Origin of the sequence: Pseudoalteromonas pernae (genome assembly GCF_039831865.1) — a bacterium.
Taxonomy (GTDB): Bacteria; Pseudomonadota; Gammaproteobacteria; order Enterobacterales; family Alteromonadaceae; genus Pseudoalteromonas; species Pseudoalteromonas pernae.
Window position 1 is genome coordinate 1 of sequence record NZ_JBDODM010000006.1, and the last position, 17,372, is coordinate 17,372.

At 44.9% G+C, this 17,372-nt stretch carries 17 protein-coding genes; 10 read left to right on the forward strand and 7 right to left on the reverse strand.

The genetic code is table 11. The features are described 5' to 3' along the window. Positions 1-24: 24 nt before the first annotated feature. Positions 25-324 carry a hypothetical protein gene (locus V1358_RS13990; protein ID WP_239407994.1) on the reverse strand — a complete coding sequence of 100 codons (300 nt, stop codon included), beginning with the start codon at positions 322-324 and terminating at the stop codon, positions 25-27. Between the two features lie 444 nt (positions 325-768). Here V1358_RS13990 and V1358_RS13995 point away from each other — a divergent pair, with 444 nt between their 5' ends. The 4 genes from V1358_RS13995 to V1358_RS14010 all read left to right on the forward strand — a co-directional run bounded on the left by V1358_RS13995 (position 769) and on the right by V1358_RS14010 (position 4,159). Then, a complete protein-coding gene (locus V1358_RS13995; RefSeq protein ID WP_158678002.1) occupies positions 769-1,080 on the forward strand; it encodes a hypothetical protein in 312 nt (103 codons plus the stop codon). 109 nt (positions 1,081-1,189) lie between these two features. After that, on the forward strand, positions 1,190-1,684 hold the full coding sequence (locus V1358_RS14000; RefSeq protein ID WP_347393920.1) for a hypothetical protein: 495 nt from the start codon (positions 1,190-1,192) through the stop codon (positions 1,682-1,684). A 112-nt stretch (positions 1,685-1,796) separates the two neighbouring features. After that, entirely contained in the window at positions 1,797-2,801 is a 1,005-nt protein-coding gene (locus V1358_RS14005) for an AbiTii domain-containing protein (protein ID WP_347393921.1), read from the forward strand. A gap of 449 nt (positions 2,802-3,250) precedes the next feature. Beyond that, a complete protein-coding gene (locus V1358_RS14010) occupies positions 3,251-4,159 on the forward strand; it encodes an alpha/beta fold hydrolase (protein WP_347390053.1) in 909 nt (302 codons plus the stop codon). Between the two features lie 11 nt (positions 4,160-4,170). Here the strand turns inward: V1358_RS14010 and V1358_RS14015 are convergent, their stop codons facing one another. From V1358_RS14015 to V1358_RS14025, 3 genes are all read right to left on the reverse strand, one after another. Then, a complete protein-coding gene (locus V1358_RS14015; RefSeq protein ID WP_347393922.1) occupies positions 4,171-4,938 on the reverse strand; it encodes a substrate-binding periplasmic protein in 768 nt (255 codons plus the stop codon). A 112-nt stretch (positions 4,939-5,050) separates the two neighbouring features. Further along, positions 5,051-6,532 carry a tetratricopeptide repeat-containing sulfotransferase family protein gene (locus V1358_RS14020; RefSeq protein WP_347393923.1) on the reverse strand — a complete coding sequence of 494 codons (1,482 nt, stop codon included), beginning with the start codon at positions 6,530-6,532 and terminating at the stop codon, positions 5,051-5,053. A 112-nt stretch (positions 6,533-6,644) separates the two neighbouring features. Next, positions 6,645-9,227, reverse strand: coding sequence for a TonB-dependent receptor plug domain-containing protein (locus V1358_RS14025; protein ID WP_347393924.1), 2,583 nt, complete (start codon positions 9,225-9,227; stop codon positions 6,645-6,647). A 259-nt stretch (positions 9,228-9,486) separates the two neighbouring features. On the opposite strand from V1358_RS14025, the gene V1358_RS14030 reads away from it, so the two are divergent. Continuing rightward, the gene (locus tag V1358_RS14030) at positions 9,487-9,879 is read left to right on the forward strand and encodes a hypothetical protein (protein WP_347390049.1); all 393 of its coding nucleotides are present in this window, start codon (positions 9,487-9,489) and stop codon (positions 9,877-9,879) included. A 9-nt stretch (positions 9,880-9,888) separates the two neighbouring features. Here V1358_RS14030 and thpR read toward each other — a convergent pair whose 3' ends face one another. After that, complete coding sequence (gene thpR / locus V1358_RS14035; protein WP_347393925.1) at positions 9,889-10,422, reverse strand: RNA 2',3'-cyclic phosphodiesterase; 534 nt, start codon at positions 10,420-10,422, stop codon at positions 9,889-9,891. A gap of 71 nt (positions 10,423-10,493) precedes the next feature. Here thpR and V1358_RS14040 point away from each other — a divergent pair, with 71 nt between their 5' ends. Next, positions 10,494-11,861, forward strand: a complete 1,368-nt coding sequence (locus tag V1358_RS14040) for a leucyl aminopeptidase family protein (RefSeq protein WP_347390047.1) — start codon at positions 10,494-10,496, stop codon at positions 11,859-11,861. A gap of 64 nt (positions 11,862-11,925) precedes the next feature. Here V1358_RS14040 and V1358_RS14045 read toward each other — a convergent pair whose 3' ends face one another. Next, the gene (locus V1358_RS14045) at positions 11,926-12,303 is read right to left on the reverse strand and encodes a SpoIIAA family protein (protein ID WP_347390046.1); all 378 of its coding nucleotides are present in this window, start codon (positions 12,301-12,303) and stop codon (positions 11,926-11,928) included. Positions 12,304-12,447: 144 nt separating this feature from the next. Then, entirely contained in the window at positions 12,448-13,515 is a 1,068-nt protein-coding gene (locus V1358_RS14050) for a ketoacyl-ACP synthase III (protein WP_347390045.1), read from the reverse strand. A 216-nt stretch (positions 13,516-13,731) separates the two neighbouring features. Between V1358_RS14050 and V1358_RS14055 the strand changes: the two genes are divergently transcribed. From V1358_RS14055 to V1358_RS14070, 4 genes are all read left to right on the forward strand, one after another. Beyond that, entirely contained in the window at positions 13,732-15,036 is a 1,305-nt protein-coding gene (locus V1358_RS14055; protein ID WP_347393926.1) for a metal-dependent hydrolase family protein, read from the forward strand. Next, a complete protein-coding gene (locus V1358_RS14060) occupies positions 15,029-15,445 on the forward strand; it encodes a nuclear transport factor 2 family protein (protein ID WP_347393927.1) in 417 nt (138 codons plus the stop codon). The genes V1358_RS14055 and V1358_RS14060 overlap by 8 nt, the downstream gene beginning before the upstream one ends. A 109-nt stretch (positions 15,446-15,554) precedes the next feature. Beyond that, positions 15,555-16,829: an ATP-binding protein gene (locus V1358_RS14065; RefSeq protein WP_347393928.1), complete on the forward strand. Its 1,275-nt coding sequence runs from the start codon at positions 15,555-15,557 to the stop codon at positions 16,827-16,829. A gap of 2 nt (positions 16,830-16,831) precedes the next feature. Beyond that, positions 16,832-17,353 carry a response regulator transcription factor gene (locus V1358_RS14070; protein ID WP_347393929.1) on the forward strand — a complete coding sequence of 174 codons (522 nt, stop codon included), beginning with the start codon at positions 16,832-16,834 and terminating at the stop codon, positions 17,351-17,353. The last annotated feature ends 19 nt before the right edge of the window (positions 17,354-17,372 follow it).

Here is a 17,372-nt window from a genome sequence, read left to right on the forward strand (position 1 = left end):
GGCGGCTTAGAGTAAAACGGACTGTCACTCTCTAGCTAATCTAGGGAGGGCTTTTCTAATTCCTGCCAAGATGTTGCTCCAACCAATACGCTTTTTCCAAAGCTTTCCGTCGACCAAAACTTTATAACAATCGATCCGATCAGTTTTATAAAGTTCAAGCTTATGAGTAATGGGTTCACCACTATCGTAATCGGTGATTTCGATTATTCTTCTTAGTTCAGGAATATTTTGTGGCTCTACAAAGCTTTCTTGTTCTATATCAAATTTTCGATTAGTGTATGATTTACGATAATTTTTTGAAGCTTTATTAGTTTGTCTATACATAGGTAATCTCCTACCTTACAAGGTAGCATACCTTGCAAGGTCTCACTAATAAGCTGTTATAAGCCTAGGAGAGAGTATGCCAATATTTGCTAGTGTGCTTTTGTTCGTAGGCTTCTCATGTGTTGTCTTTGCAACAATTTTGGTTGTGGTATTTAAACAGCCAGATATTAGGTTTTCAGAACTGCTCGCAAAAGGCAGCACTATATTTAGTGACCTCAACGCCTACGTTGCATTAAATATGGTTAAGCCGATATATGCTTTGATTTATTGTGGGTTAAGTATTTTAGTAGTCGTAATATTTGGTTTATTGATATTTAAGACATTAGAATTATAACAAGTCATTTAAGAAAGACTCGTCACGGCTTGCTCGAGTTACTTCGTCACTTAGTTTAGCAAGCCTAAACTCGCTTCTTAATGAGGCGTTAGCAGTACAAGGAAAGTTTCGTGGATTCATCTAGTTTCAGAGACAAAATGCTCTCCCAGATTACCATCGGTTATGATTGGGACACGTTAAATAATTTCGCTGAAATAAAGCTTATCTCAAATAAAGGTGATATCTCTTCATTTACAATTTATAAACTCACTGAATATTCACTTTACGATGATTTTTCAGCCAGTTACATTAGTCAATGTAAACTCATTATAAATAATTCAATGGTCTATTTAAGTTTGGATCCATACGATGAGCTATCTAATCAGATAGATCTGGATAATGATTGTTTATGGTTTAAAGGCAGTAACATTGAAAAAGTGTAATGTACTGCTAACAAGTTACTCAAAAGGACGTAAAACGCTTGGCTTGCGCTCCTTCGTCGCTAATTTTAGCCAAGCATTTTACGCCCATTAGTAAGGCGTTAGGTGTGCAATGAAGCGCGGAGCATTAATTATAGTTTCGATACCATTCTTATTCGTTGGATTGTTTTTCGCTTGGTTCGATTTTAGTAATTTAGTTTTAGATGCCAAAACAACAGCAAATGACACAAGGCTTCAAATTCAGCGCACTAAAAATAGAGCTTTAGAAATTGATAATTATTTCAAAGAATTTGGCAAGTTACCTACAAACAAGCTACTAGCTTGTGATTGGCAACCATGTCCCGAACATTTTTTTTGGTTGTGGGAGTTAGTCCCTTCGGAGAATGGCGAGTACACACTAAATTACATAAAAATGAGCAACCGATTAGGTCCATTTTTCAAAAGCGTTGTTGTATATGACTCAAAGAGTCAAACAACTGATCATGACTGGTTTCAGGACCAAGCGAATGTGTACTTGTATGCAATATTTCGGTTGTTTATCGACATGCTAGTAATGTTTTTCCCTTTAGTTACATATCTTTCGTACAAAAGGTTAAAGCACACCTAACAAGCCAAGTCAGCGGGACAATTACATGCAGGCTCCCGTCACTTCGTTCCGTATTTTAGCCTGCATGTACTTGCCCCTGCTTGGGGCGTTAGCCATTCAATGAGGGTTTTGCGTGAGTAAAAGGATTGATGAAGCTAGGAAAATCAGTGAAGAACTGCTGAATGCCCTTGAAAACTCTGAGTCTAAAATCGACGCCATTCTAATGAAGGCCAAGAGGCTCGCTCGCTTAATGCGGGATTCCGATGCACAAATTTGGTTAGATTTAGAGACGAAAGGATACCCAGAAGAGTTTTCATTTTCAGAGATCGGAGATTGTTTAAAGTATGCATCGTCAGGAGGGCGGGTTGATCTTAAAACATCAAAGTATTACCCCCAGAGCTTGCCGACTATCGAAGCAAACGCAGAATCAGATGAGGCCCTCTTGAATTCTCTCAGAGCTGCGAGGCCATCAACTACTAAAGTAAAAGATTTCGTGGAGAAAAATGCCACCGAGTCTCTAATGGCAACCCAACTAAAGCTGCAACAACAGCAAAAGAAAAATTATGCCGGTAGTAAATCTCTTTACTCCTCGATGAAAGCCGCAATACATAATTATGCTACTGATACTTATCTTGCAGTTGAACTGGGAGACGTTGCGGAAGAAATATTCGAAGGTGCGAGAAATCTCGTAGACTCATTCATCCGTTCTCACTGCCCAAAAGCCGCAGAAAAAGTAATAGCAATAAATGAGCGTATGAGTGATCGAAACCCTGAGTCACTTTCTGCTGCTTTAACATCTTGTCGGAGGTTGTTGATGGATGTGGCAGATTCTATCTTTCCTGCTCAAGAAGAGGACTGGAAAGATCGTAAAGGTCGCTCCCGTAAAGTTGGTGTAGAGCAATATAAAAACCGCATCTTGGCATTTCTTTCCGATTTAAGTGAGAGCGAGGGAAGTTACGCACTTTTGGAATCTGAGCTAGAACACTTGGCAGCAAGACTGGATATTATTTACGAAAAATCCTGCAAGGGCGTGCATGTAGATGTAACCCTCGATGAGGCTAAGCTTTCAGTAATTCATACCTATTTGTTCTTGGGAGAGGTCGCTAGTTATGCGGATCGATCTGGCAAAAATGGCTAACAAGGCACTGCTGGGGACAAACCTACGCTCCGCTCCGGTTTGCCCCAGAGTGCGGCGTTACCGAATAAATACTCTAACGTGTTTCTGTCCAAATATGCGTTATGTTCAACGCCTGCTCACACTCAATGATGGCCTTAATACCGCTAATGGCACAAGGCCGCCTCCCACCGCATACGTTAACTACACAGCATATAAACCATCAAACAAACTTCTTCAGCACATTTTCATCGCTTTTCATTAGCGCTCATTTAGCCAGTGGCTCCTGCAACTCGAATTTATAACATCAATGAATAAGGGTGCTACATGAGTGTTACTCTATAACTAAAATCTCATCGTGCCGTAGATTCTCATTTTGAATGGCACTCGCCACACATGGCGTGGCGCATACCTCTTGTTGCATTTATTTCCTGCTGGTACGATGAGTGAAAATAACAAGAAGTACAGTACCCATGACCGAGCTAATTCAAGAGTCGTTGTTTATCGACTATACACCAACGCAAAAGCTGCATTTACGCTATATCGCCCAGCCAGACGCCTCGGGTCCGGCTGTGTTTTTTATGCATGGAGCTGTAGAGAATGGCAAAATTTTCTACACCCATTCCAACAAGGGTATAGCGCCCTTTCTAGCGCGGCATGGGTATCGTTGTTACGTTGCTGACTTATGTGGGCGAGGGGAAAGTAAGCCTGCTATCAACAAAGGTGCCAGCTACGGGCAAACAGAGGCTATTTGTCAGGAAATTCCGGCTTTTATAACGCATATTCAGCAACATTGTGGCGAGTTCCCCGCATATTGGATAGCGCACTCTTGGGGTGGCGTGTTATTTAATAGCGCTTTTGCTCGCTTTCCTGAATACATAAAGTCAGTCAAAGCGTGCGCGTACTTTGGTTCAAAACGTTCGCTTTATAATCGACATATCAGTAAATTTATTCAGGGCAATTTAATTTGGTATTGGCTTGCGCCCAAATATGCGAAGAAACATGGTTACCTGCCGGCTAAAAAGCTGAAGTGGGGTAGTGATGATGAGACAGTCAAATCACATCGTCAAAGTATGCAATGGGCCAAAGTGAGACCTTGGATCGACAGTGATGACGGGTTTGATTATGCCAAAGCACTCAAAGACAAGGCGCTACCACCTATTTTGCACATTGCGGGTATTAAAGATAAAGCACTGGCACAGCCCATTGATATCAAAAAGTTTATGCAGGAATCTGGTGTGGGTATCCAACAATTGAATGTGTATGGCCGAAACAAAGGTCATCACCATGATTATGGCCACATCGACATGCTCACACATCCTCAAGCCCAGCGCGACCAATTTCAAGACGTGCTTGAATGGTTTGAAAAATACAGCTCCTAGATAAAAGGCGGTTAATACTTTTCCAGTATCTTCTGGTATTGCCCTGATAAACGCATTTCCCTCAGGGCATCATTGAATTGGTCGCGAATTGCCTCTTCTGTGAAGCCTACATGGTAATTCGTGGGACTGAATATATCGTGAAAAGTGAGTGCTGTGGCACGAAGCGGTGGGTCCATTCTTTGGTGGTAATAGTCAAAAATTCTTCTGTCGATAACGAGGGCATCCACGCGTTGCAAAAAGAGCATGGAAACCTGACTTTCCTGATTAGCAATTTCTGTATAGCGTGAATTATCCTTCGCCATCTTAGCGAACTCTTCACCAAGGTTAAGTGTCGCGTTTTGAAAGGCCAGCACCGAGAGCGAATTTAAATCATCTATAGCTTCTATGTCGATTTTGCTTTGCGCAAGTGTCACCACCACGTTGTGGAACTCTACGTGTGGCTCGGAATAGAAAATATCAGTGTCAGCAGTGTCAATTTTTAGTGTTAATGCTGCGTCTGCGAGTTGAGAGTTTAATGACGATTTTAGGCGCGCAAAGGGGACATAAAAGAATTCAGCTGAGTAACCTTTATTGTTTAAGGCGGTGCGCACTATCTCGACTTCAATGCCGGATTCGAATTCGGCGATGCTATACGGTGGTAGAGTGTTACCCACGGCAATGTCGAGCTTAGCTTGAGTTGCAAAAGAGGCGAGGGGCTGCATCAGTACTGCAATGATAAGCATGTAGATGCCATACAACATCACATATCTGCCTAGCGCTGAAACAGTTGAAGCAAGCACGATTGTTGACCGCCTTTGGTCGAGCGAAAATTAAACAAATGCAATTATAGTCAATTAGTTAAGTTACGTGTGTATCAAAGTGTGCAGGCCATCCACAAAGATGGCAAGTTAACTAGCTATTTGTTGGCGTTTGCTCTGGGAATATCACACTCACTTTGACTTCACGGCTAAAGCACTCTTTGAACGAGGCTTCATATTCTTTGTACGCTTTATTTGCATTGGTATAAAGAGGCTGTCGGACTTGGTGGCGGCTTAGTGTATTCACCTGAGTATGGGAATCGTGGAATTTTAAGCTGGCTTGCGTGTAGGTAAGGCCCAGCCAAGCGAATAACGGGCGCAAGAGTGCTTGAGGGTCTTCAACTAATTGCTCGTAGTGCACAGTGGCAATGCTCTGTGGAATACAGTGGCGCCAGTGCTGCATTAATCTGTCATACCCTTCGTAATATTTCATCAGCGCATTCATATCACAAAAGAAGGCCTCATTAGCGCCAAAATAATGCGTAAATACAGACCATGCCATGGGGTAAAAACAGCGGCGCATATCAATAAACTGCGCATTTGGAAACAAGGCTTTTATGGCGCCAACCGATTGAAAATTAGCGGGCAGCTTATTCAAAATTACCGCATTACTGAGTTTATGTTTACTGATTTCATTGGCATAGAGTTGGCGCAATTGGGTGCGCATATCCCGGTTTGTGCTAGCCATACACTGAGGGAATGGCTTATTACTACTTTGACTCAGGTACGCCATGAGTTTGCGACTGATTGCATCGTTCTCACCTAAGCTGGCAATACTTGGGTGTTGGCATAGCATTTGTTCCAACAAAGTCGAGCCGGAACGGGGCATACCGATGATAAATACAGGTGTAAAACTGGGTTTTACTGGGTCATGTGTTTGCGTTATCAACTCTTCGCTGAATACGTCGATAATGTCGCTTATGAAGTGATCAAAACCCTCATCCAAGGGCTGGCAGCGCTGTGATTGCAATTCATTTGCTAAGCGCCAATGCGCAAAAGCTTGGCTTTTATCGCCCAAGTTGTGATAGCTCTTAGCAAGCGTGTAATGCAGCACCACATCGGCCTGAGTATGCTTACTTCTCGCAAGCAGTGCATGTAAATGTTCAATATGGTCTTTAGTAATTGCGCGGGCGTCTATGTTTGCCAAATCATAATAGATATAGGGAGTCACATCGCTATCTGGACACGTTAACCCTTGTTTGAGGATGTCTGTGGCCTGTTTAGTGTAGCCATAAATCTGTAGATGCTGACCAAAGCGGTAGAACGCCTCGGCGTTGTGCGGCGCAATTTTGCAGCAGTATTCTAAGATATCGAATGCGTCTTTGCCCTGTTGCATCGCATCAAAAGCGTCGGCCAAGGCGAATAATGGATTAAGAACTTTAGGTAAACGTTGGCAGGCTTGTCGTAACAAATAAACGGCTTCAGGGTATTTCTCAAGTCGCATGGCGATACGCCCAAGCCCGAATAGCGCCTCTCCCTGATTGGGGTTGGCTTCAAGTACCGAGCGATAATGAAAATCCGCCTCTTTTAAGCGGTTTTCGCTGAGTAATTGATTGGCCTGCTCCAGTAAGTTCATAACTTTGCTATGTAATATGTCCTTTGAGTTCAAAATACCCCCCAAATTTGTAGAGCGCAAGCATAAAAAAGCGGGCCTACGCCCGCTTCAATATGTACTGGATATAACTTTATTAGAAGGTGTACGACGCTTTCACGTAGTAGTAACCACCGTTAAAGCCGTATGGCGAGGTTTCATAGAACTTACCGCCCCAGGTGTTATTCGGCAGACCTGCTTGGTCAGCAAAGTCCAAAGGCTCACCTTCTTCGTCGAACATGTTCTGAGCACCCACAGAAAGACCGATGTTGTCATTTACATGGTAGGTTAGCTCAGCGTCGAATGTGAATGACGCGTCAGCCATTTTTGCAGTTGCATCATAATCTACGTGTACGCCTTGGTATTCACCGAAGTAGTTAGCACGGATAAAGCCAGATACTGATTCCCAATCTTGCGACCAAGTGAAGGTTGCACGGTGTTTTGGTAAATCATTTTCTAAGCGATCTACTTTGAATGCACCAGTAATTTCACTAAAGCGTGTTACTTCTGTTTCATTCCAGTTGTACGCCGCACTGAATGTTGATGAGCCACCCAATAGGTCTGCACTGTAGTTCGCAACAACATCAACACCGCGAGTTGTGGTATCGAAGTCGTTAGTGAAGAAGCTTACTTGTGCTAGTTGGTCTACGTTTGGTACGCCAGCTTGCTTAAGCGTTTGCTTGTCTGCAGCAGAAAGCTCGATTTTATCTGATTGCGAAATACGGTCTTCAACATCGATGTTGTAGTAATCCACAGTCATGAAGAAATCGCCGTTCTCGTATACTGCACCTAAGGTGTAGTTGCTCGATTCTTCAGGTTGCAGCTCTTGACCACCTAACTGCACAGAGATTGGGTTAGTAGGAGGCAATAACGCCGAGTCTACCAATACACCGCTGCTCAAGTTAGTTTGTACGTTACTCACATTGGCTTGACCAACTGTTGGCGCACGGAAACCTGTGCTCACAGAGCCGCGTAGTGAGAACATATCATTGATTGTGTAGTGAGCTGTTACTTTGTAGTTCGTTGTTGAACCGAAGCTGTCGTAGTCTTCATAGCGAAGCGCGAAGCCCATCAAGAAATCTTCAGTGAACAGTGTCTCTAAATCTACGTAGGCTGCATAGTTACGACGTGTAAACTCACCCGCTTGTGAAGGCTGGAAACCAGGGAAGCCGTTCGAGCCGATGCTAAAACCTTGATCCGTTAGTGGACCTACTTCAAATGAAGCTTCGTCACCTGAGATCACTGAGAAAGTCTCTTCGCGCCATTCCAAACCACCGGCAACGTTTACGTCATCATACAAACCCCAATCAAACAACTTACTCATGTCGTAGTTAAAGGTTTTTTCTAGTTGCTCGTATTTACCCGGTGAGAAATCACGTGGCGTATCCGGACCTAACGACGCGTTCACTGTATTGTAAATGAAGTAGCGTGATGCGTTGTAGCCTACCGATGCACTGGCATCATAGAACCAACCAGCGAAAATGCCGTCGGTAAATTCACCTTTTACACCCGCAGTGATAGAGGTATCAACAATGTTACCGCCGAAGTTTGGTGTGAAACCGCCAGGGATAAGCTCATTGAATGCAAAACAATCTGGATTGTTCAATACGCCATTGATGAATTCTGGGTTGTCTAACACATTGTCATCGATTTGGATGTTCGTTGGACAGTTACCGCTCATATCGCCGGTTAAGTCACCAACTAGTAGTGTTTCACCACCGTCGTTTGAATACACACCCGGACGTGTATGCGGGTTACGGTAGTAGAAGCCACCGCGAACATCACGCTCTGAGTAGTTACCGAATAGGTAGAACTCATCATCGTTGCTTAGCTCTAGGCCAATGTTACCGAATAGCGTGATGTCGTCGTTAATTTCTGGAGAACCCCAGATTTGTGCAGGGTCTGGCACATCAGGTACACCGGCTTCGATGAATCCAGCTGCGTCAGGGCGCTGTACACTGCGGCTTGTTGCATCAGCATTCTTGTACTGGAAGCTGAAGTTCGCAAAACCATCATCCGTAAACGGAAGACCAATGTTACCAGCGATTTGTGTCGAATCACCGTCTCCTTCGTAGTATTGGCCATGGCGCACTTCTAAGGTACCGCCTTCGCTGGCATCTTTTAATACGAAGTTCATTACACCCGCGATTGCATCCGAACCGTATTGTGCTGCAGCACCATCACGCAGTACTTCTACTTGCTTTAATGCAATGCTAGGAATTACTGAAATATCAGGACCTTGAGCACCATCATTGATACCGCCACCTAAGAAGGCGATAACAGATGCACGGTGGCGGCGCTTACCATTGAGCAACACCAAGGTGCTGTCTGAAGGTAAGCCACGTAAGTTAGCAGGGCGAACAAGCGTAGCAGCGTCACTGATTGGGTTGCTGTGTACGTTGAAAGAAGGAACGGTGCCCTTAATAGCTTCAAGCATGTCGGTATTGCCTGACTTGCCAAGCTCATCACCGCCGATGATGTCAACAGGCACTGGTGAGCTACCAATAGAGCGAGGTGCAGCACGAGAGCCGACAACCGCGATTTTTTCGATTTTTTCGTTACTTTCTGCGCCAGTTTCTTCTTCAGCGAATGCGACACCCGAGTGCATTGCAGCAATAGCAGAAGTTGAAAGAAGCGCGCAGCGTACGGCTGATTGCAGTTTTCTGTATTTTAACTTCATAGTTCGTCCCCCAGACTTATACAGATTGTTCTTCGTTTGTTGTCATTGTGTATAATATACGTATACAGATCATTAACAACCAGATCAATACTGTTTAACAGTTCAGGTGAAATTGATACAAATGTTGGTAGTGTTTAGGTACGTGCTTTTGGGGGAGGCTAACGCTGCTCGCTCAAAGCGAGGTAAGGTCGCTTGAGAGTCTAGCTTCACCTTAAGAAGTGTGTGACAATCGGCTCTGGAAATTACTCAGAAGTACATTATGCGAATATATCGTTCGTTTCATCGAGCACCTTTGCGAGTATTAATGATTTCGCGGCGTCGTCAAAAAATAAGGCTTCGCCGAGCGATGGTAACGCTGAAGTGGGCGTTAGCCCAAGAGCGTCAAGAGACGCGAGAAATGCTCGAAATCTACAAACGATACACCAAGCGACAAGCCAGTAAACAAGAGTTGGAAATTGCCAATAAGCAGTTCATAGACATCCTCAAAGGCTTGGGATTAGGTGTGTTCGCAGTGCTACCATTTGCGCCTATCACTATCCCATTAGTGGTGAAAATTGCCCACATGGTTGGCGTCGATATTCTGCCAAGTTCGTTCAGTCATCCTAAACCTCCTAAAGCGAAACCTACAGAAGAAACGGACAAAGAGGGCTAATTAAGCCCCTCAATTTAACGGAAAGTGGGTGATAGGGTGATAAACCAGCCCATGCTCATCTCTTGTCGAGTGATACAGAGTAAACTCAGTTACATGCAGCAGATGATGCGCAGGTGCAGCGTCGACTTTTGGTGGGTGTTTCAACCCTCTGCCTAACGTAATGTGCGGTCGGTAGCTAGCGTGCTGGTCCTCAATACCGAACTGCTGCGCAATAGCTCTTAATTGTGCGGCTAAATCGATTAATTCAGTTGGTGCAACACTCGGTTTGAGATGAAACAAGCCATTATGCTGCCAAAAGTCGTAGTCATCTATCCTAAGCTCAAACGATTTTGCCGACAGTGTTTGCACCTCGGTAATTAATTTAGCTGCTATCTCGTTTGAGGTTTCTCCTAAAAACAACAGGGTGAGATGCCAATTGCGAGATTGAGTCGGCGCTTTGGTCATCGTTACACTCTGAGATAGCCAATTCTCAATTGTTTGTTTGCTGTAATCGTCTAAGCCTAGTGCGAAGAACAGTCGTTTTGATCTAGGTGCTTGCTGCATAACTCAGTAGTATCATTTAGTTATTGGAATTGTTATCCTGACTATTATTAGTATTAGACAGTGAGTCCGCAATGCAATTACTCATTAACAAACCTCGCTTAGACACTCAGTTAATTCCACTTTTTGTATTTGATAAAGCCCAATGCCAAGCATGGTGTGAACAACAAGATGAATTTACACAAAATTGGTTGGCCAGTGCCATTGAGCAAACAGGTTTATGTATCGTGCCAAACTCTGCTACAGGTCAGCCGCAACAAGCTGTACTTGTTTGCCAAAATACACAAGATATGTGGGCCGCAGGCGATATAGTTAAGAAGCTACCTAAAGCGGACTACCAATTACAAAACGTCGAAAATATTAAAGAAGTAGCGCTTGGATTTGCCCTTGGTGGGTATCAGTTTAGCGGCTATAAGCAAATATCGGCGCCTAAAGCGCGTTTGTTAATTGAAGACCAAGCGTTGTTTAACGAATTGGCCGCTCAAGTTGAGTCAACTCAGCTGGTTCGCGACCTCGTTAATACCCCTGCGGCAGATATGATGCCGCAGCACCTCAGTGAAGTAATGAGTGATTTAGCTGTCCGTTACCAAGGTGAGTTTAGCGAGTGGGTTGGTGATGAGCTACTTGAGCAAAACTACCCAACAATCCATTTAGTTGGCCGAGCTAGTGAGAACAAACCTCGCTTACTCGATTTACGTTGGGGCAAAAAAGATGCGCCTAAAGTGACCTTAGTCGGCAAAGGTGTGTGTTTTGATTCCGGCGGTTTGGATTTGAAACCTGCTGATGGCATGCGTTTGATGAAAAAGGACATGGGCGGTGCTGCGCATGTGATTGGTCTTGCTAACTTGATTATGGCGATGGGCTTAAACGTGCAATTACGTGTGTTAGTGCCCGCTGTTGAGAATGCTGTATCACGCAATGCATTCCGCCCTGGTGACGTAGTTAAAACCCGTAAAGGCATTACTGTTGAGATTGACAACACCGATGCTGAAGGGCGCTTGGTATTATGTGATGCGCTTGATGAAGCGCAGCAAGACAACCCAGAGCTCATCGTTGATTTTGCCACCTTAACCGGTGCGATGCGCGTGGCGCTTGGCACTGAATTGCCAGGTTTCTTCAGCAATGACAGTGAACTCGCTTCTAAGTTGTGCGCAGCGGGTGAGCAAAGCCAAGATCCTGTTTGGCACATGCCTTTGTTCGCACAATACAAGAACCTGCTAAACAGTGATGTAGCTGATATGACAAACTGTAGTAAAGGCCCATTTGGTGGCGCCATTACTGCAGCGCTCTACCTTCAAGAGTTTGTAGCACCAACAACGCCTTGGATTCATTTTGATGTAATGGCGTGGAATGTTCGCTCATTACCTGGCCGTCCAGTAGGTGGTGAAGCTTTTGGCATTCGTGCTGTGTATGCGCTTCTTAACGACAAATTCGGTAGCTAAAAATATCAGTGTGTTGATAACGGTCTCCAATTGCCGTTATCAACACTAATTCGCAGTAATACAGCTATTGTTCGTTCAACCACAATAGCGCATCGCCCGGACGGGTAAAGTGCTTAATTTCCCCACTGACAAACCAATTTGCAAACCTTGCTGCATACGCCTGCCAGCGTTCATGGCCATATAACGCAATGCGCCTGAATTGGTGGCGATGAGCCATACCTAATTTAAAATCGTCCCACATAGCATGGGCACTGAAGCCTTCCAGTGCGCTGGCGTCGATGAACACATCGACTATGCGCTCATCAATCCCCTTGAGTGCGTCATCGAACAATGGGGTGATGATTTGATAATCTTGGTGTCCCAAAGTACCAACCAGCACCAGTGTGATATAAAAGCGATCCTCATTGCGCTCGATACCTATGTGTAAGCCATGTCTTTTCATTGCTGTTATGTTCCTATGGTTTAACTTTACTGTCTAAACCATAGTCAATTTTTATAGGAGTATTAATGATTTGGCTCAAATTTGGGGGCGAACAATAAAAAAAGCCACAAGTGTGGCTTTTTAAGGTCAAATTACAAAGGTGAGTTACTGTTGGCAGGCTTTCACTGCATCAGCAATTAATTCCAAACCTGTTTGCGTACATGGCGCTAATTCCGCTGTGCTTTCACGCATAGGTGTAACACGCTCGCCCCACTTAATGTAGCTGGCAGCCCATGTAAGACCTGCACCGAAGGCCGCTGACATAATATTTGCGCCAGGCTTAATCATGCCGCGCTCAACCGCTTCACACAATGCAATAGCAATGGTTGCGGCAGAGGTGTTGCCGTACTCATCAATATTTACCATGACCTTGTCATCTTCAACTTTAAGGCGTTGTTGAATAGATTGGATGATACGTAAGTTCGCTTGGTGTGGCACCAATACGTCAATATCGTCGAGGCTAATTTGTGCTTGATTTAATACATCGTCACAGGCAACGCTCATGCCTTTGACTGCACGCTTAAAAATCTCAGGGCCAATAAAGTTTATTTCTGAGCCGCCGATAGCTTCGTACTTGTTGATATTAGAGCCAAAGTTTTCAATATGCAGGATGCTTCTATCTGAACTGTCACAGCCAGACTTAGAAGCCAGTAGGCCTACTTTATTTTCACTGGCTTCAAGAACAACGGCGCCTGCTCCATCGCCAAAAAGAACTGCACTGTCACGACGCGCCCAGTTCACGTACCAAAGCATACGTTCAGCAGCAATGACCACAGCACGTTTGATCATGCCTGCTTGGATTTGTGCCGTTGCCATTTGCAATGCATACAGAAAACCTGAACATGCAGCATTGCTGTCACACGCCGCTGCACCCGTTGCCCCTAGGCGTTGCTGAACTTCAGAGGCTGTATTCGCCACGACTGTACTCGGCGTACAGGTCGCAACCAAGACTAAATCTAGGTCTGTTGCGTCTAAGCCAGCGCAATCAAGTGCCCTTTGCGCTGCAACTGTAGCTAACTCCGCTGTGCTTACGTGACTGATATGACGAGCTTTGATGCCTGTTCTTGAACTGATCCATTCATCTGAAGTATCGACGACGGTGGCAATGTCTTCATTGCTAATTCGAGCTGGTGGAATACACTTTCCCCAACCTGTGATCTCTGCATAGTGCATATAGAATCCTAATCGTTGCTGCATTGGGCACGATAGTTATAGACTGGCCCGATGTCTTTGCGTATAGCTGCTTTATACCAAAATGGCGTAAGTTGGTCGAGTTATACTGGCGCCGCGAGGCAAAGTATGTTGTGTTAGTTTGTAAACATAACTGTATTTTCTGTTTGCAGTCTATGTACCTAATAATTCAAATAAACAATAGGTTAAAGGTTCAAGATGAAGAAAACGCTCCTATCTACGCTGGTTTTAATGGCCACGTCAGTGTCTACAGCATGGGCCAATACTACGCTCATCCATGCGGGCGAATTACTCAGCGCTGCAAATAAAAAAGTAGCACAAAAGCAAACGGTTGAAATCGAAGACGGCAAAGTAAAGGCGATCCATAATGGCTTTCTGACTTCTGCGGATTTGGATTTGCAACACGCAGACCTTATTGATTTGAGCGACAAATTTGTAATGCCGGGCTTAATTGATTTGCACGTGCATGTTGGCTTTGAACGCGATCCAAAAGCTAACCCTCATCGAGCGCTTATGGAAGTAGAAGCCGACAGCGCATTACGATCTGTTAATTACCTGCGCCATACGATTGAAGCTGGTTTTACCACCGTTCGCGACCTTGGTGGCAGCAATGATGTGATTTTTCCGCTGCAACGAGCAGTGGACAAGGGAGTGATTGTTGGCCCACGAATTATTGCTGCGGGTGAGGCTGTTACACCAACAGGTGGCCACGGTGATATGCATGGCTATCGCCAAGAAGTTCTAGATGCATTTACGCCAAGAATGGGCGTATGTGACGGTGCAGATGACTGTACTCGAGCAGTACGAGAACTGGTTAAGGCGGGCGCACAAGTGATAAAAATTACCGCCACCGGTGGCGTGTTAAGCAATACTAAAGCAGGTTTAAATCAACAGCTAACAGATGCTGAACTTAGCGCCATTGTTGATACTGCCCATAACCTTGGCCGCCCAGTGACGGCGCATGCTCATGGCGCTGGTGGCATCGCAGCGGCGCTCAGAGCGGGTGTTGATTCAATAGAACATGGCTCTTACCTCAATGATGAGATCCTTAAGTTATTTAAACAAACAGGCGCTTATTTGGTGCCGACTTTACTCGCGGGTGTCTCTGTAGGTGAGGAAGTGCAATCAAACCCAACTATTCCTCCTGCGATCGTGGAAAAGATCAAAACGGTGACGCCTGTAGTTAAAGCTTCTTTCCAAAGTGCCTTGAAGAAGAAAATCAACATCGCATTTGGCACTGATTCTGGGGTATCTCGCCATGGTGATAATGCCAAGGAGTTTGTGTTACTGGTGGATTATGGAATGACACCAAGAGAAGCCATAGCTTCGAGTCTAGAAGCGGCTCCTAAGGTATTGAATATGGAGAAAGAAGTTGGCAAATTAGAAACAGGCTACTACGCTGATGTAATCGCACTCGATAAATCACCACTGGATGACATTGGCCAGTTACTGTCTGTCGATTTCGTTATGAAACAAGGGAAAGTCATTAAGCACAATGAATAAAATAAAAGCGCAGCTATTGGAACAACTGGTCGAATGCGAACGTGCACTTATGCGTGATGACGTTCGCTCTGATGCTGCGCGCCTCAGTGCGATGCTTGATAACGACTTTATTGAAGTATCAGTGGATGGTCGCCGTCTCGATAAGGAAAATGTACTCGAACGTTTGCCCAGAGAGCGCTCAAAAGGTAGAAAGCCCATATTCCACAATCAAGACTTTACCGGCAGAATGCTCAGTGATGACGTTGCACAAATTTCCTATAACGCTGCGCTGAAACGCATCAAAGGCGGGCAATGGCACTTCTCTATGCGCATGTCGATTTGGCGTTTAAACGATGATGAACAATGGCGTTTGGTGTATCATCAGGGCTCCCCGTGCGAGCCCTTTGCAATAAAAGGTCAGGAGCGTTGAGGTATATCAAACAGATTTCAACAAATTTGCCAAAAAGCACAGTTCAACTTTCTCAGTGATACCTAAACTAGTACAATCTTCGCAGTCATAAGCAAAGGTGTATCCCCTCTTGGATTTGCTCCCTCAATCAAGTATTAGTCGCGTATTGTTACTTCGTAGCCTTGCTATTGTTGTGCAGTTTTGCGCTGTCTTAATTGGGCACTTCATATTAGACCTCGATTTGGCTCTGCTTCCCTTACTGCTTGTGATTGCGTTGGAGTCTGTATTTCAACTAGCGAGTGTTTGGTTATTGCGTAAGCGTTTGCACCAAAATGAGCGTGTGGGCTCATTGACTATTGTCTGGCAACTTATCGCTGACATTGGCTTTTTAACGCTATTACTCGCGCTCAGCGGCGGGGCGACGAATGCGTTCGTTTCCTTGCTTCTCTTACCTATAATCATTGCAGCGGTCACTTTACCTGCACGCCTTACTGCAGTTATCACTGTCATTGCAATAGCAATTTATACTTGGCTTGTTGTTGTGATGCCTCAGCAACATAGTGTGCATGGAGCAGGGCACCACACAATGGCGATGCAAGGCCACTTTATTGCCATGTGGGTCAATTTTGTTATTAGTGCGCTGGTGGTCGCGACTGTTGTGAGCGCATTAGCGAGAACTATGGCAAAACAGCAAAGCGCTATTGCGCGCAGTCGCGAAGAACAACTTCGTGCAGAACAGTTGTTAGCGTTAGGAAATGCAGCGGCTCAAGCGACCCATCAACTGGCTACTCCCCTAGCTACGATTGCGTTACTGCACGAAGAGTTAGAGGAATTGAGCTCGTCGCAAGCGAGTGTAAGGCCTATTAGTGAAGAGTTAAAAACACCCATTGAGCAATGTCAGGCGCAACTGGACTTATTCAGGGAGCGGTCTGAGCAATTACGCCAAGCGCAAAAGAATGTCACCGCATCATCTAGTTGTACTATTGGTGAACTTGTAACTGAGATTAAGCAAGCATTTAGTCTTCAATTTCCACTACAAACTTTGCACGTTGATACCGCAGAAGTTCTTATGGATACACGTATTAACTCGGACCCGTTATTGAGTGCGGCGTTTCTAAATGTCTTAGCTAATGCAGCAAGGGCAAATGAACACGTAGGTGCGTCAAATATCAGTTTGAAGGTGAGTGGTCACACGCAGCAAGTGCAGTGGCGAATCGAAGACCAAGGTCAAGGAATTAATACTCAGCAATTAGCTGATTTGGGCTCTGTCATCATAGCCAGCGATAATGGATTCGGTGTGGCAATGTGGTTGACGAACGCAACGATAGAGCGCTGTTGTGGACGATTGGCACTAACAAATACCCCAGCTGGCGCTTGTATTGATATTTTTTTACCTAAGGCCTAAACGTGAATATTTTGCTGATTGAAGACGACAGTGTATTTGCACAAACATTAATGCGACGCCTCATAAGTGGTGGTTGCACCGTGTCGCATGCAGCAAATAGCAGCGAAGCACTCTTGCAGGCTCGTGCCGTTCGCCCCACCCATATTATTCTCGATATGAATCTTGATAGTGAGTCTGGATTAGCTCTGTTAGCGCCACTTCGTGCCTTATTACCAGCAACTCGGATTGTGCTATTGACAGGGTTTGCGAGTATCGCCACAGCTGTACAGGCTATAAAACTCGGTGCGGATGATTATCTGTGTAAACCCGCCTCATTAGCGATGATATTAGCAACATTAAACGGGCAGGCGAGCGATGACTCTGTGTCAGAGGGCATCGTGATGTCGCCAGACCGAGTTGAATGGGAGCACATTCAAGCGGTGCTTGGTCGCAATGATGGTAATATCTCTAAAACAGCAAGACAACTCAATATGCACCGCCGAACTTTGCAACGTAAGCTGCAAAAAAAGCCGGTCTCAAGTTGAGACCGGCTGTGGGGTAGGC